Source organism: Pseudomonas sp. NPDC087029, assembly GCF_044745345.1.
GTDB classification, from domain to species: domain Bacteria; phylum Pseudomonadota; class Gammaproteobacteria; order Pseudomonadales; family Pseudomonadaceae; genus Aquipseudomonas; species Aquipseudomonas faucium.
Genome location: NZ_JBIVAB010000007.1, coordinates 109,622 through 131,797, shown reverse-complemented (window position 1 = coordinate 131,797; position 22,176 = coordinate 109,622). Strand labels below are relative to the sequence as shown.

General features: G+C 65.6%; 18 protein-coding genes. 7 read left to right on the top strand and 11 right to left on the bottom strand.

Translation table 11 applies throughout. The features are described from left to right. Positions 1 to 51: 51 nt before the first annotated feature. From ACIPG5_RS14175 to ACIPG5_RS14160, 4 genes are all read left to right on the top strand, one after another. Entirely contained in the window at positions 52 to 1,839 is a 1,788-nt protein-coding gene (locus ACIPG5_RS14175; RefSeq protein ID WP_401375769.1) for a thiamine pyrophosphate-binding protein, read from the top strand. A gap of 22 nt (positions 1,840 to 1,861) precedes the next feature. Beyond that, on the top strand, positions 1,862 to 3,454 hold the full coding sequence (locus ACIPG5_RS14170) for a GMC oxidoreductase (protein ID WP_401375767.1): 1,593 nt from the start codon (positions 1,862 to 1,864) through the stop codon (positions 3,452 to 3,454). Positions 3,455 to 3,507: 53 nt separating this feature from the next. Next, a complete protein-coding gene (locus ACIPG5_RS14165) occupies positions 3,508 to 4,764 on the top strand; it encodes an MFS transporter (RefSeq protein WP_401375765.1) in 1,257 nt (418 codons plus the stop codon). Between the two features lie 178 nt (positions 4,765 to 4,942). Then, positions 4,943 to 5,971, top strand: coding sequence for an AraC family transcriptional regulator (locus tag ACIPG5_RS14160; RefSeq protein WP_401375762.1), 1,029 nt, complete (start codon positions 4,943 to 4,945; stop codon positions 5,969 to 5,971). Here the strand turns inward: ACIPG5_RS14160 and ACIPG5_RS14155 are convergent. Genes ACIPG5_RS14155 through ACIPG5_RS14145 form a run of 3 tightly spaced genes read right to left on the bottom strand, consistent with a single transcriptional unit; the run spans position 5,962 to position 8,643 of the window. Further along, positions 5,962 to 7,041, bottom strand: coding sequence for a zinc-binding dehydrogenase (locus ACIPG5_RS14155; protein ID WP_401375759.1), 1,080 nt, complete (start codon positions 7,039 to 7,041; stop codon positions 5,962 to 5,964). The genes ACIPG5_RS14160 and ACIPG5_RS14155 overlap by 10 nt on opposite strands. A 25-nt stretch (positions 7,042 to 7,066) precedes the next feature. Then, a complete protein-coding gene (locus tag ACIPG5_RS14150) occupies positions 7,067 to 8,089 on the bottom strand; it encodes an NAD(P)-dependent oxidoreductase (RefSeq protein ID WP_236236058.1) in 1,023 nt (340 codons plus the stop codon). A 35-nt stretch (positions 8,090 to 8,124) separates the two neighbouring features. Beyond that, a complete protein-coding gene (locus tag ACIPG5_RS14145; protein WP_401375756.1) occupies positions 8,125 to 8,643 on the bottom strand; it encodes a 2,4'-dihydroxyacetophenone dioxygenase family protein in 519 nt (172 codons plus the stop codon). Between the two features lie 246 nt (positions 8,644 to 8,889). Between ACIPG5_RS14145 and ACIPG5_RS14140 the strand changes: the two genes are divergently transcribed. The 3 genes from ACIPG5_RS14140 (at position 8,890) to ACIPG5_RS14130 (ending at position 12,544) form a co-directional block, all read left to right on the top strand. Beyond that, positions 8,890 to 10,353: a DUF1254 domain-containing protein gene (locus ACIPG5_RS14140; RefSeq protein ID WP_401375754.1), complete on the top strand. Its 1,464-nt coding sequence runs from the start codon at positions 8,890 to 8,892 to the stop codon at positions 10,351 to 10,353. Between the two features lie 209 nt (positions 10,354 to 10,562). Further along, positions 10,563 to 11,351, top strand: coding sequence for a formate/nitrite transporter family protein (locus tag ACIPG5_RS14135; protein ID WP_176516516.1), 789 nt, complete (start codon positions 10,563 to 10,565; stop codon positions 11,349 to 11,351). 239 nt (positions 11,352 to 11,590) lie between these two features. Further along, positions 11,591 to 12,544 carry a Dyp-type peroxidase gene (locus ACIPG5_RS14130; protein WP_401375751.1) on the top strand — a complete coding sequence of 318 codons (954 nt, stop codon included), beginning with the start codon at positions 11,591 to 11,593 and terminating at the stop codon, positions 12,542 to 12,544. 6 nt (positions 12,545 to 12,550) lie between these two features. On the opposite strand, the gene ACIPG5_RS14125 is transcribed toward ACIPG5_RS14130, so the two are convergent. The 8 genes from ACIPG5_RS14125 to ACIPG5_RS14090 form a co-directional block, all read right to left on the bottom strand. Continuing rightward, positions 12,551 to 13,909, bottom strand: coding sequence for a carbohydrate porin (locus ACIPG5_RS14125; RefSeq protein ID WP_401375748.1), 1,359 nt, complete (start codon positions 13,907 to 13,909; stop codon positions 12,551 to 12,553). Positions 13,910 to 14,013: 104 nt separating this feature from the next. Continuing rightward, positions 14,014 to 14,955, bottom strand: coding sequence for an electron transfer flavoprotein subunit alpha/FixB family protein (locus ACIPG5_RS14120; RefSeq protein WP_176516521.1), 942 nt, complete (start codon positions 14,953 to 14,955; stop codon positions 14,014 to 14,016). Then, positions 14,956 to 15,705: an electron transfer flavoprotein subunit beta/FixA family protein gene (locus ACIPG5_RS14115; RefSeq protein WP_401375745.1), complete on the bottom strand. Its 750-nt coding sequence runs from the start codon at positions 15,703 to 15,705 to the stop codon at positions 14,956 to 14,958. It lies immediately after the preceding gene. A 26-nt stretch (positions 15,706 to 15,731) separates the two neighbouring features. Then, positions 15,732 to 16,679: an ABC transporter permease gene (locus tag ACIPG5_RS14110; protein WP_176516525.1), complete on the bottom strand. Its 948-nt coding sequence runs from the start codon at positions 16,677 to 16,679 to the stop codon at positions 15,732 to 15,734. 10 nt (positions 16,680 to 16,689) lie between these two features. Next, positions 16,690 to 18,192, bottom strand: coding sequence for a sugar ABC transporter ATP-binding protein (locus ACIPG5_RS14105; RefSeq protein WP_236236065.1), 1,503 nt, complete (start codon positions 18,190 to 18,192; stop codon positions 16,690 to 16,692). Positions 18,193 to 18,203: 11 nt separating this feature from the next. Next, positions 18,204 to 19,148, bottom strand: coding sequence for an ABC transporter permease (locus ACIPG5_RS14100; protein WP_401375740.1), 945 nt, complete (start codon positions 19,146 to 19,148; stop codon positions 18,204 to 18,206). Positions 19,149 to 19,230: 82 nt separating this feature from the next. Continuing rightward, positions 19,231 to 20,331 (bottom strand): sugar ABC transporter substrate-binding protein, encoded by a 1,101-nt coding sequence (locus tag ACIPG5_RS14095; RefSeq protein WP_401375737.1) that lies wholly within the window; start codon positions 20,329 to 20,331, stop codon positions 19,231 to 19,233. A 185-nt stretch (positions 20,332 to 20,516) separates the two neighbouring features. Beyond that, the gene (locus ACIPG5_RS14090; protein WP_401375735.1) at positions 20,517 to 22,169 is read right to left on the bottom strand and encodes a GMC family oxidoreductase; all 1,653 of its coding nucleotides are present in this window, start codon (positions 22,167 to 22,169) and stop codon (positions 20,517 to 20,519) included. Positions 22,170 to 22,176: the final 7 nt, after the last annotated feature.

Sequence of the window (22,176 nt, the reverse complement as noted above, 5' to 3'; positions counted from 1 at the left end):
TGACCGCTCGCCCCTGGGCGCTAATAAATCGACAACAAGGAGCGCAGTAACATGGCAAAACTCACAGGCAGCCAGGTGGTTGCCCAGACCCTCAAGAACTATGGCGTGGAATATGTGGCCGGGATTCCGGGCCACGGCATCTGGACCTTGATGGACGCCTTCATGGAAGAGGAGTCCAAACTCAAGTTCATCCAGGTGTTCCATGAACAGAGCGCCGTGCACCTGGCCGACGGCTACTACCGCGTCGCCGGCAAGCCGATGGCCGCCGTCACCTCGATCGGCGCCGGCGCCAGCAACACGGTGATCGGCATGGCCACCGCCTACACCGACTCCACCAGTTGCATGCTGATCACCGGCGGCCCGCCCACCCACATGCGGGGCCACGGCCTGCTGCAGGAGCTGGAGCGCTACACCGACAACGACTTCCCGAAAATCGCCGAAGCGGTGTCCAAGCGCCACTGGGTCGCCACCCGTACCGAAGAAATGCCGTTCATCATGCACCGCGCCTTCAGCGCCATGCTGACCGGCCGCCCGGGGCCGGTGCACATCGAGATCCCGATGGACGTCCAGGCCGAAGCGGCAGAGGTCACCCTGCACGACCTGCACGAGCGCATCCCGGTCGGCAAGGTGTACCCCGACCCGCAGGCCATCGCCCGTGCCGCCGAGGTGCTGCGCGAAGCCCGGCGGCCGATGATCGTCATCGGCGGCGGAGTGATCACCGCGCAAGCCTCGGCCCAAGTGCTGGCCCTGGCCGAGCACTGGAAAATCCCGGTGGTCACCACCTGGAACGGCAAGGGCGGCTTCCCCGAAGACCACCCGCTGTTCTCCGGCAGCGTCGGCCAGACCGGCACCCTGTGCGGCAACCACATGGCCTCCAATGCCGACGTCATACTCGCCGTGGGCTGCCGCTTCACCGACTGGTCGTCGTCCAGCTATGCCCAGGGCGTGACCTTCTCGATTCCGCCGGGGCGCCTGATCCATATCGACATCGACCCGCACGAGATCGGCAAGAACTACCCGGTGGCCGTCGGCATCGTGGCCGACGCCAAGCACGCCCTCGCCCACCTGGTCCAGGCCCTGCAAGACAGCAGCGTGGACCGCCACGACTACCTGGCGGACCTCAAGCACCACCAGGACCTGTGGGAAGCCAAGCTGGCCGGCCGGCGCGACTCCGAGCGTTTCCCGTTCACCTCCCAGCGCCCGCTCGGTGCCCTGCGCAAGATCTTCCCGCGCGACACCATCGTCGTGGTCGGCTCGGGCAACGCCCAGGGCGCGGTCAAGCAGACCTTCCCGGTCTACACCCCACGCACCCACCTGACCTCGGGCGGCTTCTCGTCCATGGGCTGGGCCGTGCCGGCCGCCATCGGCGCCAAGCTGGCCGCGCCGAACCAGCCGGTGGTGTGCATCCTTGGTGACGGCGACTTCCTGATGAACCCGCAGGAAATCGCGGTGTGCGTGACCAACAACATCCCCGTGGTGTTCCTGATCCAGAACAACGCCGGCTACATGTCGATCCGCGGTGGCCAGCGCAAGCAGACCAGCCGCCACCTGGGCAGCGAGTTCAACCTGCCCAACGGCGAGCCCTATTCGCCGGACTACGCAGCGCTGGGCAAGTCGTTCGGCATCCAGTCCTACTGCGTGCAGAGCAACGAGGAGCTCGAACCCATCCTGCAGAAGGCCCTGGAGGCCAACGCCCCGGTGCTGATCGAGGTGCCCACCGACCGCGACGCCGCAGGGCCGTGGGTGCCGGGCTGGTGGGACTTCCCGGTGCCGGAGTACATCACCGACGAGCGCCAGGACGAGTACTGGGCACTGCGCAACAAAGAACAACACCTGTAACCACCGCGAAGGCCTGCAAGCGATGAGTAACCAAGCCAACACTCATTCAGCGCACGCCCTGTCGCAAGGAGCGCCGGTTCGCCGGCGCGCCACCTCGACAGTCGAGCCTGATGAAAACGCCACCCTGACCTGCGACGTGCTGATCATAGGATCGGGCATGGGCGGGTCGACCTTCGCCCATGCCCTGGTCGCCAAGGGGCTGGACGTACTGATTGTCGAACGCGGCGATTTCCTGCCCCGCGAGACCGAGAACTGGAGCACCGAGGCGGTGTTCGGCCAGGGCCGCTACCGCAATGCCGAACCCTGGCTGGACCGCCACAACCAGCCGTTCAGCCCCGGTGTGTTCTATTACGTGGGCGGCAACACCAAGTTCTATGGCGCCATGCTGCCGCGCTTTCGCGAGGTGGACTTCGCCGCCGTGCAGCACGCCGAGGGCATCGCCCCGGCCTGGCCGATCAGCTACGCCGAACTGGAGCCGTTCTACTGCCAGGCCGAGGCGCTGTACAAGGTGCATGGCAATGCCGGGCAAGACCCGACCGACCCCTGGCGCTCCCAGCCCTACCCGTGGCCCGGCCTGCAGCACGACGCCGCGCTGCTGCCCTTGGAGGCGGCGATGAAGCGCGCCGGCCTGTCACCTTTCGTAATGCCCGCTGCGGTGGATTACGGCACCGACCGCGCCTGCGTGCTGTGCGCCACCTGCGACGGCTACCCGTGCCTGCTGGATGCCAAGGGCGATGCCGAGGTGTCGGCCCTGCGCCCGGCGCTGCAAGGCGGTGCAAGGCTGCTGGTTGGCACGAAGGTTGATACATTGCACACCTCGAGCGACGGCACCCGGGTCACCGAGGCGCATGCCACGAAAAACGGCAAGCCGGTCAGGATCGTCGCCCAGCGCATCGCCCTCGCCTGTGGCGCGGTCAACAGCGCCGCCCTGCTGCTGCGCTCGCGCAACGCTCATCACCCCAATGGACTGGGCAACCGCTCGGACCAGCTGGGACGAAACTACATGGTGCACAACAGTACCTTCATGCTTGCCGTGGACCCGCGCCGGCGCAACCCGGTGAAGTTCCAGAAGACCCTGGCGATCAACGACTGGTACTCGGCAGGTGCCGGCAATAGCTTCCCGCTGGGCAACGTGCAGATGCTCGGCAAGATCCGCGAGCCGATGATCAGCCCGATGCGCCCGTGGTTGCCGAAAATCGTCTCGCGCTACATCACCGGGCACAGCGTGGACCTGTACCTGACCTCCGAAGACATCCCCACCCGCGACAACCGCATCGAATACGACGCCGAGCGCGATGCCATCAAGGTGCACTGGACCCCCAACAACCTCGGTGCCCACCAGCGCCTGGTCGAACACACAACCGCGCTGATGAAGCAGGCCGGCTACCCGCTGGTACTGACCGAGCGCATGGGCATCGCCACCAACTCGCACCAATGCGGCACCGCGGTGATGGGCCACGACCCGGCCAGCAGCGTGGTGGATGCCCACTGCAAGATGCATGACCTGGACAACGTGTGGATCGTCGACAGCTCGTCGTTCCCCTCCTCGGCCGCGGTCAACCCAGCCCTGACCATCGCTGCCAACGCCTTGCGCGTCGCCGCCCACTTCCACTGACCCGGCATCCCCATGGGGATGCCGCCCTTGCGCTGACAGGAATTTGTTAAAACATGAACAACATCGACAATAGCCTCGTCACTCCACGGATCCGCAGAGCCAGAATCGCCACCTTCGCGGGTTTCATGATGATCGGCGCCATGCTGTACATCTGGTCCACCGGCGTTTCCGCCTTCCGCCACCACATGGGCCTGAGCGGCGACCTGGGCGATGCCAACTTCGGCATGATCGCCTTCGGCATCGGCGTGGGCAGCGCCGCCGGCTCGTTTCTGGTGGGCCTGTTCCTCGACCGCTTTGGTGCCAAGCGGGTGATCCTCGCCACCGCCATCGCCTACCCGCTGTCGATCATCCCCCTGGGCTTTACCACCGACTTCAACTTCGCGCTGTGCTTCGGCGTGCTGCTGGGGTTGCTGCGCGGGGCCACCGACACGGCCTTCAACACCCACGGGGTGCAGGTCGAGCGCTTCTACCAGCGCTCGATCATGACCTCCTTCCACGCCGCCTACGCGCTGGGCGGTTTCCTGCTGGGCATGGTCGGCAGCCTGTTCGCCGCCAGGTACAGCGAAAGCGCCACCGTGCCTTTCGCAGTGCTGGGCGGCCTGGCCGTGATCGTCGGCATCGCGGTCGGTTACTTCATGCTGGAAAAGCATGAAGTGGTGGAACACAGCCAGGCCGAACGGCAGGCATCGGCCAGTGGCCGTTCGTCCAGCGCGGTGGTGCTGCTGATGATCGGCTTCGGCGTGCTGTTGCTGGGCAGCATGGTCGGTGAAGGCACGGTGGCCGACTGGGGCCAGGAGTACGGGCGCCGGGTGCTGGGCAGCAGCGCGGCGAATGCCGGCTTTGCCGTGTCGGTGTTCACTGGCGCTGAGTTCTTCGCCCGCCTGGTCGGTGACCGCTTCGCCGCGTGGGTGGGGCCTGCGCGCATGGTGTTCATCAGCGCATGCCTGGCCATCATTGGCCTTGCCATCACCGTGCTGTTCCAGACCCAGGCAGCGGGCATCATCGGCTTCGCCCTGTTCGGCCTCGGCCTTGCCTGCGTGGCGCCGCTGATGCTCTCCAGCGCCGGGCGCAAGGACCCGGCCAATGCCGGGCGCAACATCGGCATCGTCAACTGCATCGGCTACTCGGGCATGTTGCTCGGCCCGGCGGCGATCGCCTACGTGGTCAGCACCTTCGGCATCGACATGCTGCTGTACTTCCCGATGCTGCTGCTCGTGCCGCTGGCCATCTTCGGCCCGGCGCTGATGCGCCAGCCACGCGCGCCCCAGGGTTCGGCCACGGTCGCACTGCAGGTGCCAAGGAGCCTGTGAGCGCAGTTCAACAAGGAAGGCCCGCCCCCCATCTCCGGGGCCGGGCCCACTGGCAGCCGAGCAGATTGATTTGCCAGCCGATGCCAGGTTTTTGTCATTTGCCGTCAGCCGTCGATTTTTTCTACAGCAGCAGGTACAACCTGAAAACCGATCCTGCTGAGTGAAAAGACCCATAAACATGACAGCATTGATCAAGACCACCTCACTGACCGGCTTCCCCGAGCTGGTGCGCGACTTGGGCGGCGACCCCGACCCGTTGCTGCGCCAGATGCAGATAGACCCTCGACAGCTCGACAACAGCGGCGCTGTCATCCCCTACCGGGCCATGATCACCCTGCTGGAGCATTGCGCCGAGCAGCTCGACTGCGTGGACTTCGGCCTGCGCCTGGCCGAGCGCCAGAGCCTGATGATCCTCGGGCCATTGGCGGTGGTGGGGCAGAATGCGCGCAACGTGGGCGAAGGCATCCAGGCCATCAACCGCTTCCTGCACACCTACAGCCCCGGCCTGCTGGTGTATCTGGACTGCGACAGCGACCCCGGCCACCCGCACCTGGTGTACGAGCTGCGCCTGCGCCCGGCGCCGCGCCAGACGCAGATCATCGAGCTGTCGCTTGGGGTGATGTTCAAGGCCGTGCAGATGCTCCACGGCCCGGGCTTTCGGCCCCATGCGGTGCTGTCACGCACCCAGGCGCGCCTGCCGCAGCACCGCTACCAACGCTTCTTCGGCGCCCGTACCTGTTTTGGCCAGGCGCACAATGCTCTGGTGCTGCTGCCCGAACAGCTGGCAAAGCCGATCGACCAGCACAACCGGCAACTGCACGACACGATGATGGAATACGTCAGTAGCCTCGGCGCCAGCAACCCGTTGCAGGTGCACAGCCAGGTCGAGGCGGCCATTCGCCGCCTGCTACCGACCCAGCGCTGCGCCCTGCCGCTGATCGCCGAGCAACTGGGCATGCGTGAACGCTCGCTGCAGCGGCGCCTGGCCGAACAGGGCCAGGTGTTCGAAGACATGGTCGAGCGCGCACGCCGCGAGCTGGCCGAGCTGTACCTGGCCGAAGCGCAGATGCCCATGGCGCAGATCGCCGGGCTGCTTGGCTATCACGAGCAAAGCTCGTTCAACCGCGCGTGCCGACGCTGGTATGGCCTGTCGCCGCGCCAGCGGCGCGTTCAACTGCGCGCCGCGCCGCTGCAGGGTCAAGGGTAGGTGATGATGATCTTGGCCTGCTGGTCCGGCTGGGCCAGCGCTGCAAACGCCTCGCCCACCCCGTCCAGGGTGACCCGGCGGGTGATCATCGGCGCTGCATCCAGGCTGCTGTCGGCCAGGGCGTGCAAGGTCTGGGCGAACTCCTGGTAGCTGTAGCCGAACGAGAAATGCACGTTCATTTGCTTGCCGATGGCAATCAGCGGCTCGATCCGGTCGCTCTCCATGCACACGCCCACCACGATCAGCCGCGTGCGCGGCGGTGCGTGCTGGATCACCTGCTGGATCAGCCCCGGCACGCCAACGCATTCGAACACCACGCACGGCTTGGCTTGCGGGCCCAGGCCCAGCAGCGCCATCGGCCCATTGATGTCATGGCCGGCAGGCGCAGCTACCTCGAGCCACGAGGCATAGGGCGACTGCTGCGCGGGGTCGACCACCACATCGGCGCCCATCCGTTCGGCCAGTGCCCGGCGCGCCGGGCTGAAGTCCGCCGCCACCACCGGGCCGATACCGCGCGCCTTGAGAATGGCGATCAGCGCCAGCCCAATCGGGCCGCAGCCGATCACTACCGGCACCTCGCTGCCGTCCAGGCGGGCGCGGTTGGCCGCATGGGCGGCCACGGTCAACGGCTCGCTCAAGGCCGCGATATCGGCGGGCAGGTCGCCCGGTACCGGCACCAGCAGCGGTTCTGCCAGCACCATCTGCTCGCCGTAGCCACCGGGGTAGCGGTTGGAGAAGCCGATATGGTGGAAGGCCTGCGGGCTGATCACGAACGGCAGCGAACACACCCGGGTACCGGCCTTCAGGCGTTTGTCGCAGCCCGGCCCGTGGTCGAGGATCTCGGCGCAGTACTCATGGCCGAACACCACGGGCTGGCGATCGTCGAAGGCGATCGGGATGTTGCCGCGCTTGAAGTTGGCCAGCACGTGCTGGCAATGGTGGAACATGTGCAAGTCCGAACCGCAGATGCCACAGGCCAGGGTTTTCACCAGCACCTCGCCCGGCCCAGGCTCGGGTGCTGCGAGCGACTCGACGTGCAGTTGCTTGTCGCGCATGACGACGGCTTTCATGGGGTTCTCCTTGTTGAATGTGATGTCAGTGCAGCTGGCCCACTTGCCGCAGCCAGGCTTCGCTACGGCGCATGCCCTCCTCCAGGCTTACCTTCGGCGCGTAGCCCAGCAGCTGCCGGGCCTTGTCGATGGAGATACCGCCTGTGCGCGAGAACATGTACATGGCGTCCGGGCTGATCTCGTTGGGCTGCCCGCGCAGGCGGTGGTATTGCCAGATGCCGCGGGTCAGCAGGGTCGCCAGCCACAGCGGCAAGCTGCGTGGCTTGCCGGCGCGCCCTGCCCAGCGCCAGTGATGGCCGAAGAACTGCGCACAACTGACCGATTGCGCCGCGCTGATGTGCAGGATCTGCCCTGTGGCCTGCTCCAGCCCTGCCGCCAGCATCACGCCGTCGAGCAGGTCGTCGATGTACACCGGGGTCCAGCGCCCGCGGCCGCCATTGGGCAGGATCAGCGCCCCGGCCTTGGCCATCTTCAGCGGCTCGCTCAACCAGGCGCGCGAACCCGGCCCATACACATCACCAGGGCGCACGATGGTGCAGGCGATCTCGCCGGCGGCATGGGCCGCCAGCACCAGGTGTTCGCTGGCGCCCTTGGCCACGCCGTAGCGATACTGCTCGCCGATCACCACATCGCAGCGCTCATCGGCCTGCTCGGGGTATTGCCAGCCCAGGGCGGCGATGGAGGAAAACTGCACGAAGCGCTTGGCGCCGCTGGCGATCGCCACATCCAGGCAGTTGCGCACCCCGCGCACCGACACCTCGCGGTAGAGCTTCCAGGGCGCGGCCAGCGACACCACCGCCGCGGTATTGATGAACAGTTCGCAGCCCTGGGCCGCTTCGGCCCAGCGCTGCGGGTCAACCAGGTCGCCAGCCACCACGGCATTGGCCGGGTCGGCGCGCAGGTCCATGCCGCGCACCTGGGCACCCAGGGCACGATAACGCGTGGCCAGGGCCCGGCCGATAAAGCCGCTGGCCCCGGTGATGAAGACCGAGCGCGGCGCCTCGGGGCATTGCCCCTGGGCCCCGACCGGCATTGCAGGATTGCTCATCGAAGGTGCTCCGCAAATCGTCGTGAAGTTCGCCCTCAGCCTGCGCTGTAGCCGGCATGGCCGGGGCGGATGTAACGGGCCGGCTCAAGGCCGCGCTCGCGGACCAGGCGCTCGATGAGCTGCATGATGTCGCTGGCATCCATCACATTGACGAAGTTGCCGTCGGCATCGAAATTGATGTTTGCGCCCTGCACCACCATCAAGGTTTCGGTGGGCACGCTGTTGTCCGCGGGCACGCTGAAGGTGTGGATCGAGCCACCTGGCTCGTACAGATAGCAGCCGGCGGTCTGCGGCTGGTCGGGGTATTCCACGTAGTTCCAGCGGCCGCTGAGCGTGAACAGGTGTACCGGGCCGGTGTGGTAGTGGCACGGCAGGCGCACGCCGGGTTGGAAGATCACCCGCAACGTCCACACGCCGAGGTTGGGGTCCAGGTACAGCGGCTGTACATCGACGAAGGGGAAGTAAGGCGCCAGGGCGTTCTCGAAGATCGGCAGCGCATGGGTATCGAGGGTGAGCAGTTCCTTGTGGTCGAACACGGGCGTGGGCATTGGCATTGTTATTCTCCTCAAGCGGCGTTTGGCGAGCCAGAAGTGGCGCCATGGCCATGTTGCGCGCCCGATTTGCCTGAGAATTGTCATTTGCTGCCAGCCATTTGCCATTTGCCGCCAGCGCCACGTGGCCCGCTGCCAATCCGTTCGCTCGCGGGTGGCGGAGCAAGCGGGGATTTGCAGCGGCCAATGCCCTGGACTAGGGTCAATTCCACTCGATCCAGCCGCTGTTCCACTCCAGGAGTTCAGGCAATGAATGCAATTGCTCGTCATCTTCTCTGGGCCATGGCACTAGGCGCGACCATGGCCGGTGCCGTTCAGGCGCAAGACAACTCCGCTGGCAAACCGGCTGGCGAAGTCCCCGGTATCCCGGCCGGAACCGTGATTACCCCCACCAGTGCCAAGGTGATCGCGCAAGACACCTACTTGTGGGCCTGGCCCATCGTCAACGCGTTCAACCGCCGCGCCTCCTTCTCCAAGGCGCCGGAGCCGGGCCTGATGGGCGGCATCCTGCCTGCCGCGCCGACTGGCTACGTGAGCATGCTCAGCGACTACATTTCACCGCAGCAGCGTTGGGTCGCGCACCCCAACCAGGATGTGGTGTACGGCTTCGGCTTCGGCGCCACCGACGACGACCCGGTGGTCCTGCAGGTACCGGACTTCGGCGAGCGCTTCTGGGTGTATGCCCTGTATGACGCGCGCAGCGAGGAGTTTTCCAGGCTCGGCAAGCAATATGGCACCAAGCCCGGCAATTACCTGGTGGTAGGGCCGAACTGGAAAGGCGAGGTACCGCAGGGCATCACCGAGGTGATCAAGGCGCCGACCGAGCTGGTTGCGATGGGGCCCAGGGTGTTCATGGACGACAGTGAACAAGACCATGGCGCCGTCACCACGCTGCTCCAGCAGGTGGTGGTCTATCCCCTGAGCAAGTACACCGGCGAGTCCGTCACCAAGGACTGGACCAAGACCCCGCACTTCCCGGCGGCACAGAACTCGTCGACGGAAACCCGCTGGGTGGAGCCCAAGACCTTCTTCGACCAGTTGCCAGGCATCCTCGACAAGGTGCCGCCACTGGCCGGCGAGGAAAGCCGCTACGCCATGATGCGCGCCCTGCTCGATGCCGCCGCGAAGGACCCGGCGATCAAGGACGTGCTGGTCAAGACGGCGGTTGAAACCGAGGCGCAGGTGATCGCCCCGCTGTTCTCGTTCCGCACCAACGGCTCGCGCCTGCCCAACTACTGGAACTCGCCCACCAATGTCGCCCGCTGGGGCAACGACTACCTCACCCGCACCGCCACGGCCAAATCGAACATGTACACCAACCAGCCCGAAGAGACCCGCTACTTCTTCCAGGAGCTGGACCAGCATGGGCAACGGCTGAACGGAAAACACAGCTACAGCGTGACCTTCGCCAAGGGCCAGACGCCGCCAGTGGACGGCTTCTGGTCACTGACCTTGTACGACCCGCAGCACTTCTTCGCGCCCAACGCGATCAAGCGCTACTCCCTGGGCACCAAGAACCAGAAAAACATGAAGTTCAACGACGATGGTTCGTTGACCCTGTATGTCCAGCACGCGTCACCGGGCAAAGACAAGGAAAGCAACTGGCTGCCCGCGCCACAGAGCGAGTTCGAACTGACCATCCGTACCTACTGGCCCAAGCCTGAGGTGCTCAGCGGGCAATGGACGCCGCCCGCTGTGATTCAGGTGAAATGACCTGGCGGGCGCGCTGCCACGGGAGGTGGCGCGCTCTGCCTGTATAGGCCAGTTCATGTCAGACCCTCCCGCTGATAGATGAGATCTATCAAGCCATCCAGCCTATCGATTTGACTGCGTCAAATTGCCTCATTAACGTGCCGCCCCTTCTTGAAGTTGCCTTGCCCCTCCCACGGCGTTGCCGCCGTCCTTGCGTTAGAGTTGTCGAGATGTCCGTAAATACCCCCTCCCGCATCACCGAGCTGGCCATCGAAGCCGGCAGCAAAAAAGCCCACCTGCCCATCCGCGCCACCTTGATCCTCGGCTTTCTGGCCGGGGCGTTCATTTCGCTGGGCTTTCTCCTGGCCATCCACGTCAGCACCATGATCCCGGCGCAGTGGGCCTCGTTTGGCACGTTGCTGGGGGCGGCGGTGTTTCCCATCGGCCTGATCCTGGTGATCCTGGCCGGCGGCGAGCTGCTCACCGGCAACATGATGAGCCTGCCGCTGGCGATGTTCGCCGGGCGTATCCGGCCCTGGGCGGTGGCGCGCAACTGGGCCTGGGTGACGCTGGCCAACCTGCTCGGTGCGCTGTTCGTCGCCTACTTTTTCGGCCACCTGCTCGGGCTGACCGAAGGGCCGTACCTGGGCAAGACCCTGGCGGGCGCCACCAGCAAGGTCAACGCCAGCTTCCTGCAGGCGTTCGTGTCCGGCATCGGCTGCAACTGGCTGGTGTGCCTGGCGGTGTGGCTGTCGTATGCCAGCCGGGAAATGAGCGGCAAGATCCTCGGCATCTGGTTCCCGATCATGGCCTTCGTCGCCATTGGTTTTCAGCACGTGGTGGCGAACATGTTCCTGATCCCGGCGGCGATCTTTGCCGGGTACCTGAGCGTGGGGCAGCTGCTTGAGAACCTGTCGGCGGTGTTTCTGGGGAATGCGGTCGGTGGGGCGATTTTCGTGGGGTTGGCGTATTACGCCTCCTATGGTGCTGTGGCCACGGAACAACCTACCGCCCAGTGATTGAAGGCCAGGGCTGCGCCCTGGATCGCCGGCAAGCCGGCTCCCACAGGGATGGAGTGCCTCCAAGAAGTTGGACACCGATCCCAACCCTTGGGGCAGTCCAGGGAAGGTGCCCGGCCTGTGGGAGCCGGCTTGCCGGCGATGGGCCCACAGCGGCCCCCAGGCTGACAGCCTGCGCATTCGCTCCTATTCTCTGTGGCTGTCAGCGTTCACGCACGCATCGCAACCAAGGAGCCAACGTGACCTCCATAACGCCCCAGGCTGTCGAAGCCCAACTCACGTCTGCCGCCATCTTCCTGGTGGTCTCGATCAACCCCGAAATGCCCTGCGAAACCACCGTGCGCGGGGTGTGTGCCGACCTTTCCTCCCTCGTGCGCGGCGTGGGTTTTCGCACCCCCGATGGCGGCCTGTCGTGCGTCATGGGCGTGGGCTCGCAAGCCTGGGACCGCCTGTTCGGCGCCCCGCGGCCGCAAGCGCTGCATCCTTTTCGCGAAATCAGCGGCGTGCACCATGCACCGGCAACGCCTGGCGATTTGCTCTTCCACATCCGCGCCACACGCCTGGACCTGTGCTTCGAACTGGCCACCCACATCATGGCGCGCCTGCGCGACGCCGTGACCGTGGTCGACTCGGTGCAGGGCTTCAAGTTCTACGATAACCGCGACCTGCTGGGCTTCGTCGACGGCACCGAAAACCCCGTGGCCAAAGCCGCAACCCAAGCCACCCTGGTTGGCGACGAAGACCCCGCCTTCAAGGGCGGCAGTTATGTGATCGTGCAGAAATACCTGCACGATATGGACAAGTGGAATGCGATCCCCATCGAACAGCAGGAAAAGATCATCGGCCGGAAAAAGCTCTCCGACATCGAGCTGACCGACGACGAAAAACCCAGCTACGCCCACAACGCCCTGACCAGCATCGAAGAAAACGGCGAAGACCTGGAAATCCTGCGCGACAACATGCCGTTCGGTGACGTTGGCAAAGGCGAGTTCGGTACCTACTTCATCGGCTACGCACGCTCGCCTGCGCGCACCGAGCGCATGCTGCAGAACATGTTCGTGGGCAACCCGCCAGGCAACTATGACCGTTTGCTGGATGTCAGCCGCGCAGTCACGGGCAGCCTGTTTTTCGTGCCCACCACCACGTTCCTCGATGCGGTGACTGCCGAAGCTGACACCGCACCCGGCCACTGAGCCTCACTAGAAGCTGCTCTGCACCTTCACCCCCAGCACCCATGCATCCTCCACCTGGCTGACCCCGCCCGGATCGCGCACATACTGCAGGTTCGGGCGGATCACCAGCCAGCGGGTGGCGTGGATGCCGTAGTACAGCTCGGCGTCGTATTCGTTGCCCTGCAGGGGTTGATAGGCGGGGTTGTCGTAGTCGCTCTGCTGGTTGGCCGCGTTGACCAGGCGCTGGTTGTCGCGGTAGCGCGAGTTGGTATGGATGCGCGCCACGCCAAAGCCGATATCGTCCTGCGGGCGGGCGTCGAACAGGCCCTTGTAGGTGAGCCCGGCCTGGATGAAGTGCCCGACCTGGCTGGTTTCCCGGTCCGGCACGGTGACGTTGGCGAACAGCGACAGGCCACGCTGCGGGTCGCCTGCATGGGCTGTCACCTGCTGCTGGGCAACCAACCAGTAACCATACTTGCTGTCGCGGCTGCGCAGCGGGCTGTTCACATCGCCCGGGGTTTCGCGGCTGTGCACGTCGGCGGCGTCGGCGCTGCTGTAGTAGGCGCCGACCCGGTACTCGCCCAGCAACTGCCTGAAGCTGGGCTGCCAGACTAGCTCCACAGGCAGGATCACGCCCTTGCCGCCACTGAAGTTGAGCTTGAAGCCGTTGCCGGTTTCCAGCAGCGACGGGTTGTGCTCGAACACCCCGACCTGGGCGAACAGCTGCGGCGTCAGCTGGTACTTGGCGCGCGCGCCCCACTGCGCGATCGGCCAGTTGTACCAGGTGTTGGCGCCGGCCCAGTTGCCCATCTGCGAGCCGCACAGGGCCAGGTTCTGGAAATCGCAGGGGAAGCTGTTGAAGTCCTCGCCTTCACCGAAGCGGCCGAACTTGAGGTCGAGCTTGCGCGCCAGGAACGACTTGCTGATCCACATCTGGGTCAACCGCCAGGTCTGCCCTCGCCCCCAGACTTCCTGGTTGGACGAGTACATCGGCGCGCGCGGGTCGCTGATGCGGTCGTTGGAGATATTGCGGCCTTCGCGCTCGGTGATGGCCAGCTTGAAGGTGGCGTCTTCCCAGCCCAGGATCTTCTGCAGGTCGAGCTTGGCGCCGAGGGTGAACTGGCCGCTCCAGCGCGCGGTGTGATCCTGGTCGTAACCGCCATGGGCGTTGTAGCCCAGCTCGCCGACGTAATCGAGGGTGAGGTCGTAGCCCTGCTCCAGCAGTTCGTTGCGAACGCCGCCCCAGTCGCCGGTCATGCCCGCTGCGTTCGGGTCGAACATCCCCGCCGCCTGGGCAGCCTGGCTCCCCGCCAGGGCCAGGCTGGAAAACGCAATGCCTTTGAGCCAGGTGCAGCGGTACCCGCCGCGCAAATCAGCGTGTTTCATGGTGTGTGGCCTCTTGTTGTTATTGTGTGGGTTGCCCCATCGCAGGTTTTGAAATCGGTCCTATCCCTGTGGGAGCCGGCTTGCCGGCGATGGGGCCAGTTGCGTCAAAGCAGCTCTTGCAACTGCGGCACAGCCTCGAACAGATCACCCACCAGCCCGTAATCCGCCACCTGGAAGATCGGCGCCTCTTCATCCTTGTTGATCGCAACGATCACCTTGGAGTCCTTCATGCCGGCCAGGTGCTGGATCGCGCCGGAGATACCGACGGCGATGTACAGCTGGGGCGCAACGATCTTGCCGGTCTGGCCGACCTGCATGTCGTTGGGCACGAAGCCTGCGTCGACCGCGGCGCGCGAGGCACCCACGGCAGCGCCGAGCTTGTCGGCCAGGCTGTACAGGTGCTTGAAGTTGTCACCGTTGCCCAGGCCACGGCCGCCGGAAACGACGACCTTGGCGGCGCTCAGATCCGGGCGGTCGGACTGGGCCAGCTGTTCGGCGACGAACGCCGATTGGCCCGCGTCATGGGCAGCCGCGATGGCTTCGACCGCAGCCGCTCCCCCTTCTGCGGGCACGGCATCGAAGCCGGTGGTACGCACGGTGATGACCTTGACCGCAGCGCTCGATTGCACGGTGGCAATGGCGTTACCGGCGTAGATCGGGCGCTTGAAGGTGTCGGCCGATTCCACCGAGATGATCTCGGAGATCTGGTCGACGTCCAGCAGTGCGGCAACGCGCGGCAAGATGTTCTTGCCGTTGCTGGTAGCCGGTGCCAGCACGTGGCTGTAACCCTTGGCCAGCTCGACGATCAGCGGGGCGACGTTTTCCGGCAGGGCGTGGGCGTAGGCCGCATTATCGGCCACCAGCACCTTGGCCACGCCCGCGATCTTGGCTGCGGATTCGGCGACGCCACCGACGTTCTGGCCTGCGACCAGCACGTGGATATCGCCACCGATCTTGGCGGCTGCGGCAACAGTGTTCAGGGTAGCCGGGGCAACGGCGGCGTTTTCAGGACCTTGTAGAAGGTCAGCGACAACCAGGACAGTCATTCAGATCACCTTCGCTTCGTTCTTCAGCTTCTCGACCAGTTCGGCCACCGACTTGACCTTGATACCCGCGCTGCGGGCAGCTGGCGCTTCGACCTTCAGGGTCTTGTTGGTGGACGTGAGCGATACGCCCAGCGCATCCGCAGTCAGCGTTTCCAGCGGCTTCTTCTTGGCCTTCATGATGTTCGGCAGCGACGCGTAGCGTGGCTCGTTCAGGCGCAGGTCGGTGGTGACGATCGCCGGCAGGTTCAGCGCAACAGTTTGCAGGCCGCCATCGATTTCACGGGTGACGTTCAGCTTGTCGCCCGCCACCTCGACCTTGGAGGCGAAGGTGCCCTGGGCGAAGCCGGTCAGCGCCGCCAGCATCTGGCCGGTCTGGTTGTTGTCACTGTCGATGGCCTGCTTGCCGAGGATGACCAGCTGCGGCTGTTCCTTGTCGACAACGGCCTTGAGCGCCTTGGCCACGGCCAGGGCGTTCAGTTGATCGGCGGCTTCGACCAGGATGGCGCGGTCGGCACCCAGTGCCAGCGCGGTACGCAGCTGTTCCTGGGCGCTGGTCGGGCCGACGGAGACGACCACGATCTCGGTCGCAACGCCCTTCTCTTTCAGGCGCACGGCTTCTTCCACGGCGATTTCGCAGAAGGGGTTCATGGCCATCTTGACGTTTGCCAGGTCGACGCCGGAGTGGTCCGCCTTGACGCGAACCTTGACGTTGTAGTCGACCACTCGCTTGATTGACACAAGGACTTTCATTGCAGTGTTTTCACCTTTGCGATGGGTTACTTGACGATGGGAAGCTTGGAACGGTCCAGGGTGAAGGCCACGGCGATGATCAGGATCACGCCGAAGACAATCTGCTGGGCGAACACGCTGATGCCGACGAAGGTCATGCCGATGCGCACCACCGACACCAGCAACGCGCCGACCAGGGTGCGCCACACGCTGCCGACGCCGCCGGTCAGTGCGGTGCCGCCGACCAGCACGGCGGCAATCGCCGGCAGCAGGAACTCGTTGGCCAGGGTCGGCGAGCCGCTGGACAGGCGCCCGGCCATGAGCACCCCGGACAACGCCGCCAGCCCCGCCGACAGGGCGAAGGTCAGCACCTTGATGCGGTTGACGTTGATCCCCGAGGCCCAGGCCGCAGGCTCACCGGCGCCCACGGCATTGCCGAAGCGGCCGAACGGCGTCTTGCGCTGCAGGAAGATGCACAGCCCCAGCACGACACTTGCGACCAGCACTTCGTTGGGGATACCCGCCGTCTGCCCGGTCACCCAGCCGAACCAGGCATCGCGCTGCGCGCCATCGATGTTGATGGTGCGATTGCTCGACACCAGCATGGTCAGGCTGGTGACCACCCCGCCGATGGCCAGGGTGACGATGAACGACGGGATGCGCAGCCAGGTGTGCAGCACCCCGCTCAGCGCCCCTGCGGCAATGCCCGCCAGCAGGCCGATGGCGAAGGCCCACGGGCCGAAGCCTGGCAGCAGCAGCGCGACCAGCACGCTGGCCATGGAAGCCACCGCCTGGGACGACAGGTCGATGCCGCCGATCAGCAGCACGAAGGTGATGCCGGTGGCCATGATGAACAGCGTGGCGGTGTCGGCAAGCAGCCCGAACACGGCACCGGGGTGGATGAAGCCGGGGTCGTAGCCGGCGATCAGGGCAACCAGCACGATCAGCGCCAGCAGCGGCGCCTGGGTGCGAAAACCATTGAGCAGGATAGGCATCGTTGTTCTCTCAGACCATGTACTGGATCAGGTCGACCTGCTGGGGCTTGGCCCCCGGCAGGCAGGCGAAGGATTGCGCCACGTCGCCATCGCGCATCACCAGGATGCGGTGGCTCAGGCCGATCATTTCTTCCAGGGTGTCGGCGGTGAGGATCACCGACACGCCCTGTTCGGTGATCTCGCGGATCAACTGGTAGACGTCTTCCTTGGCACCCACGTCCAGCCCACGGGTGGGGTGGTCGAGGATGAGGATGCTGGAGCCGGCGTTGCGCCATTTGGCCAGCACCACCTTCTGCTGGTTGCCGCCGCTGAGGTTGAGCAGCAAGGCATCCGGGCCTGGGGTCTTGATGCTCAGCCGCTTGATCCAGCTCTCGGCGAGGCTGCGCTCGCGCTTCTCGTCGAGCAGGCCGGCACGGGTGACCTGGCCGATCCGCGCCAGGGTCATGTTTTGCGCCACGCTGAGCATCGAGACGATGCCCTCGACCTTGCGCTCACGCGGGATGTAGCCGATCCCGGCGCGGATCGCCGCCGCCGGGCCGCCGCCGGCCAGGCGCTTGCCGTGCACCTTGAGCTCGCCAGTGCTTCGGGGCAGCAGCCCGGCCAGCACCCGGCACAACTCTTCGCGGCCCGAGCCGATTACCCCGGCGATGCCGAGGATCTCGCCGCGGTGCAGGTCGAAGTCGAGGCTGGCGAAATGGCCGTGCAAGGCCAGCCCGCGTGCCGACAGCACGACCTCGGGCAAGCACGGCTTCTGCAGCGATTCGCGGTAGAACTCGGCCTGCAGCGAACGGCCCACCATCAGGCTGTGCAGGCGCTCCTTGGAGGCTTCGCCAGCGGGCATCTGCGCCACCACCTCGCCGTCCTTCATCACGTACACCCGGTCGCTGAGTTCGAGCAGCTCGTCCAGCCGGTGCGAGACGAAGATGAACGAGGCGCGCGACTTGAGCTGGCGCACCAGGCGGAACAGCGTGTCGATCTCGCGCTGCTCCAGCACCGAGGTGGGCTCGTCGAGCAGGATCACCAGGTGGCCCTGGCAGCGCTCTTCCAGCGCCAGCGCCTTGGCCAGCTCGATCATCTGCCGCTGGCCGAAGCTCAGCTCGCTGCACAGCATGCCCGGGTCGATATCGAGGTTGACCTTGGCCAGCTGCTGGCGCGCCGCGCGGTGCAGTTTTTTCCAGTTGAGCCAGCCAAAGCGCGAGAATTCGTCTTCGCGGCCCATGAACAGGTTCTCGGCCACCGACAGGTTGGGCAGGATCGACTGCTCCTGGTAGACCATGGCGATGCCCTGCGCGGTGGCACCGCGAGGGCCGTCGAGGACGATGGGCTGGCCGTCGAGCTCCAGGTGCCCTTCATCGGGCTGGTGCACGCCGGTGAGGATTTTCATCAGGGTCGATTTGCCGGCACCGTTCTCGCCGATCAGGCCGACCACTTCGTGCTTGCGTACCTCAAGGTCGATGCCCTTGAGCACGGTGACGCCGTTGAAGCGCTTGGTGACATTGTTCAGGGTGAGCATGGCGGCTTTCCTCACTTGACGACCCGTGCCTTGGCACGGTCGAGGGCAATGGCGACGGCAGCGATGATCAACACCCCCTGCACGCCTTGCTGGACATACGGCGCAACCCCCATCAGGACCATGCCGTTGCTCACTACCACCACGATCAGCACGCCCAGCAAGGTGCCCAGCGGGCTGCCGTTGCCGCCGGCCAGCGAGGCGCCGCCGACCACGATGGCGGTGATCGCGGTGAACAGCTGGCCCTGGGCGATCAGCGCGTGCCCCTGGCCGAACTGCGCCACCGCAAGGATTGCCGCCAGGCCATAGAAGCCCCCGGCCAGGGCGAAGATGCCGATGCGTATGCGGTTGACGTTGACGCCATTGAGCCGCGCCAGGTCCTCGCCACCGCCGATCGCCAGGGCGTGGCGCCCGAGCACGGTATGGCGCGAGATGAAGTGCGCGACGCCCAGCGCCAGCACCACGATCCACACCGACAACGGCAGGCCGAGCAGGCGGTGCAAGGCGATGGCGCGCACGTCCATGTCCAGCACCCGCACGGTGTTGCCCTGCAGCAAGGCCGTGGCCAGGCCGATGCCGACGAAGCCCAGGCCCAGGGTGGCCATGAACGACGGGATGCGCAGTTTCACCTGCAGCAGGCCGTTGAGCAGGCCGGTGCCGGCGCCGACCGCAATGGCCACCGGCAAGGCCCACAGGCCAAGGGCGTGGGCATTGAGGTTGTTGCCCACCAGCAGGGCGAAGCACACGGCGGCGACCGCCACCACGCCTTCCACGGACAGGTCGATGCTGCCCATCTGGATCACGAACATCCCGCCCAGTGCCATCAGCAGTGGGATCGAACAGGCGGTGGCGATGCGCACCAGGTTCATCGGGTCGAAGAAGTTGCTGTTGATCGAACCGATGAGCAGGCCGATCAGCAGCAGGACAAGCAGTGACGAAAACCGTCGCAGGCGGGCCATGACGATAACTCCGGAAAACAGGCAGTAGAAAACCCTCGGCGTGCAGCCTGGCAGGCCGGCCGAATGAAAAAGGCGCTAGGGGTCAGGAGGTGTAGCGGATAGGCCCGGCCACGCGCCCCCAGAAATCATTCACGTCCACCACCGGGGTGGCCTTGAAGTTGCTCGCGTAGAACGCCTCGACATTGGCCTTGGTGACCAGTTGCGGGCGCACGTAGAACTCGCGGTGCTCGTGCGGCTCCTGGGCCGGGTCGATGCGCCCGGTCTTGGCCGCGTGGCCCAGGGCCAGGCCCATGCTGCCGAGCCAGTAAGGGTCGAGGCTGGTGGTGGCGATGTATTCGCCGGTGCGAATGGCTTCGACGGCCTGCTCGATGCCATCGATGCCCACCACCGGGATCATCCCCGCCAGGCCTTCGCCACGCAGCGCTTCGAGCGCGCCCATGCCCATGTCGTCGTTGGCGCACCAGATGCCCTTGATGTCGCTGTTGAAGCGGGTCAGCCACGACTGCACGATGGGGAACGCCTTGTTCGCGCTCCAGTCGGCTGGCTGGAAGTCCAGCAGGGTGATGCCGGGGTACTTCTTCAGCGCGGCCTCCAGGCCACTGCGCCGGCCGATGGCCGCCACGTTGCTGAGGATACCGCCCAGGGCGACGATGCCGCCGCTGCCGCCCATGGCTTCGAACAGCTCGGTGGCCACCGCCTCGCCCACCGCCTGGCCGTCTTCGGAGATGTGCGCCACCCAGTAGGGGCTGTAGTCCCAGGGGTGCATGTCGTCGGGCTTGTTCCACACGGTGGTGACGTAGACCCCGGCCTTGACGCACTGCTCGATGATGGCGCGGGCGTCGGCGGAGTCGTTGGGCTCGATGTTGAGGATCAGGTTGCCTTCGGTCTTGGCGATCAGCGCGCGGATATCGGCGATGCCCTTCTGGCTGTTGCCTTCGGTGACCAGCGGCGAGTACGGCAGGCCCAGGCTGGCCGCGTAGGCCTGGCCGCCGCGGTTGAAGATGGCGTGGTAGGGGTTGGTCAGGGAGCGGAAGGAATTGGAAAACGTCAGTGTGGTCTGCGCCCAGAGCGCGGTGGGCATCAGCGCGGCCACGGCACCGACGCCGGCAAGGCCTGCGGCACCGACCAGCAGCTTGCGCCGGGTGATGTCCAGCAGTTGGGTGGAATCATTGTTGTTATTCATTTGGCCTCCGGGTGCAGGGCACCGGGTGAGTACTGCCTGTTGTTTTTATGTAACCAACTAGTTATTTATAAATCTAACGCAGCGAGGATGCAATCTTTAATGTTTGTCAGGTCTGGCCCTATCGCCGGCAAGCCGGCTCCCACAGAGGACGGTGAGGCTTGCCGGCGATAGGGCCCTGGCAGGGTTCAGACTGCCTTGTGCAGCTCCCCATGCTCACTGCGCACCAGCACCTGCGAAGGCGCCAGGCTGCGCCCCAGGATCAGGTCGGCGCCCTTCTCGGCAATCATGATCGACGGCGCATTGGTATTGGAGCTGACCAAGCGCGGCATCACCGAAGAGTCAACCACCCGCAAGCGCCGCACGCCCCGCACCCGCAACTGCGGATCGACCACGGCCATGGCGTCGATGCCCATCTTGCAAGTACCCACCGGGTGATACCCGGTGCGCCCGCAGCGCCGTGCGTAGTCTTCGTAGTCCGCCTGAGTACGCACGCTGTCGCCGGGGAAATGCTCGGCCTTGATGTAGCGGCTCAAGGACTGCTGGGCCATGATCTCGCGGCTGAGCTTGATGCCTTCGACCGACACGTGCAGGTCATACGGGTCGCTGATGTAGTTGGGGTCGATCAGCGGCGGCTGCAGCGGGTCGGCGCTGCGCAGGCGCACGCTGCCGCGGCTGCGCGGGCGCAGGAAGTACGAGTTGAGGGTACAGCCGGCGCCGGAGGGCACCGGCGGGATGCCCGCCTCCACCCCGGCACCGGGCAGGAAGTGAAACTGCAGGTCCGGCACGCTGGCGCGCGAATCGCCGTACCAGAAGGCACCGGCCTCGGCGATGTTGGAGGTGACCGGCCCCTTGTTGAATAGCTTGTACTCCAGCCCCGCCAGCAACATCATGTGCGGCTTGGCGTACTTGTCCAGGCTCTGCGACCCCTTGAGCTCGTAGACGATGTCGATGTCGAAGTGATCCTGCAGGTTCTGCCCCACCCCGGGCAGGTCCTGCTTGACCTCGATGCCCAGGCGCTGCAGCTCCTCGGCCGGGCCGACGCCGGAGAGCATGAGGGTCTTCGGCGAGCCGATGGCGCCGGCCGCCAGCACCACTTCACGCTCGGCGGCCACGAAGCGCACCTCGCGCGAGCCGCTGCCCTGGACGTACTCGACCCCCGTGGCCTGGCCGTTGTCGATGCGGATGCGGGTTACCAGGCAGTCGGTCTGGATGGTCAGGTTGGGCCGCTGGCGGGCCTTGCTCAGGTAGCCCTGGGCGGCACTGCAGCGGCGCCCGCCGCGCTGGGTGACCTGGTAGGCGCCGCAGCCTTCTTGGCGCGCGCCGTTGAAGTCGGCGTTGTAAGGGATGCCGGCTTCCTGGGCCGAGCGGATGAAGGCCTTGGTCACCTCGTTCACGCTGATCAGGTCGGACACCCCCAGCGGGCCTTCGGTGCCGTGGTATTCGTTGCTCAGGCGCTCGTTGTCCTCGGCCTTGCGAAAATACGGCAGCACCTCGCGGAAGGACCAGCCACGGCAGCCCTCCTCCTGCTCCCAGTCGTCATAGTCCTTGGCGTTGCCGCGGGTATAGACCATGGCATTGATCGAACCGCCACCGCCCAGCACCCGCCCTTGCGGGTACAGCACCGAACGGTTGTTCATGGTGCCTTGGGCCACGGTATCGAAGCCCCAGGTCAGCGGGCCGCCGGTCATCTTGAAAAAACCCACCGGCATATGGATGTAGGGGTTTGTATCGGCAGGCCCGGCCTCGAGCAGCAACACCCGCACATCCGCCTGCTCGCTCAGGCGCGCCGCCAGCACACAACCGGCGGAACCCCCACCGATAACGACGTAATCGTACATGCTTGTT

Coding starts and splice junctions, on each gene's coding strand:
- ACIPG5_RS14175 (WP_401375769.1), top strand. CDS start 52: ATGGCAAAACTCACAGGCAGCCAGGTGGTTGCCCAGACCCTCAAGAAC.
- ACIPG5_RS14170 (WP_401375767.1), top strand. CDS start 1,862: ATGAGTAACCAAGCCAACACTCATTCAGCGCACGCCCTGTCGCAAGGA.
- ACIPG5_RS14165 (WP_401375765.1), top strand. CDS start 3,508: ATGAACAACATCGACAATAGCCTCGTCACTCCACGGATCCGCAGAGCC.
- ACIPG5_RS14160 (WP_401375762.1), top strand. CDS start 4,943: ATGACAGCATTGATCAAGACCACCTCACTGACCGGCTTCCCCGAGCTG.
- ACIPG5_RS14155 (WP_401375759.1), bottom strand. CDS start 7,041: ATGAAAGCCGTCGTCATGCGCGACAAGCAACTGCACGTCGAGTCGCTC.
- ACIPG5_RS14150 (WP_236236058.1), bottom strand. CDS start 8,089: ATGAGCAATCCTGCAATGCCGGTCGGGGCCCAGGGGCAATGCCCCGAG.
- ACIPG5_RS14145 (WP_401375756.1), bottom strand. CDS start 8,643: ATGCCAATGCCCACGCCCGTGTTCGACCACAAGGAACTGCTCACCCTC.
- ACIPG5_RS14140 (WP_401375754.1), top strand. CDS start 8,890: ATGAATGCAATTGCTCGTCATCTTCTCTGGGCCATGGCACTAGGCGCG.
- ACIPG5_RS14135 (WP_176516516.1), top strand. CDS start 10,563: ATGTCCGTAAATACCCCCTCCCGCATCACCGAGCTGGCCATCGAAGCC.
- ACIPG5_RS14125 (WP_401375748.1), bottom strand. CDS start 13,909: ATGAAACACGCTGATTTGCGCGGCGGGTACCGCTGCACCTGGCTCAAA.
- ACIPG5_RS14120 (WP_176516521.1), bottom strand. CDS start 14,955: ATGACTGTCCTGGTTGTCGCTGACCTTCTACAAGGTCCTGAAAACGCC.
- ACIPG5_RS14115 (WP_401375745.1), bottom strand. CDS start 15,705: ATGAAAGTCCTTGTGTCAATCAAGCGAGTGGTCGACTACAACGTCAAG.
- ACIPG5_RS14110 (WP_176516525.1), bottom strand. CDS start 16,679: ATGCCTATCCTGCTCAATGGTTTTCGCACCCAGGCGCCGCTGCTGGCG.
- ACIPG5_RS14105 (WP_236236065.1), bottom strand. CDS start 18,192: ATGCTCACCCTGAACAATGTCACCAAGCGCTTCAACGGCGTCACCGTG.
- ACIPG5_RS14100 (WP_401375740.1), bottom strand. CDS start 19,148: ATGGCCCGCCTGCGACGGTTTTCGTCACTGCTTGTCCTGCTGCTGATC.
- ACIPG5_RS14095 (WP_401375737.1), bottom strand. CDS start 20,331: ATGAATAACAACAATGATTCCACCCAACTGCTGGACATCACCCGGCGC.
- ACIPG5_RS14090 (WP_401375735.1), bottom strand. CDS start 22,169: ATGTACGATTACGTCGTTATCGGTGGGGGTTCCGCCGGTTGTGTGCTG.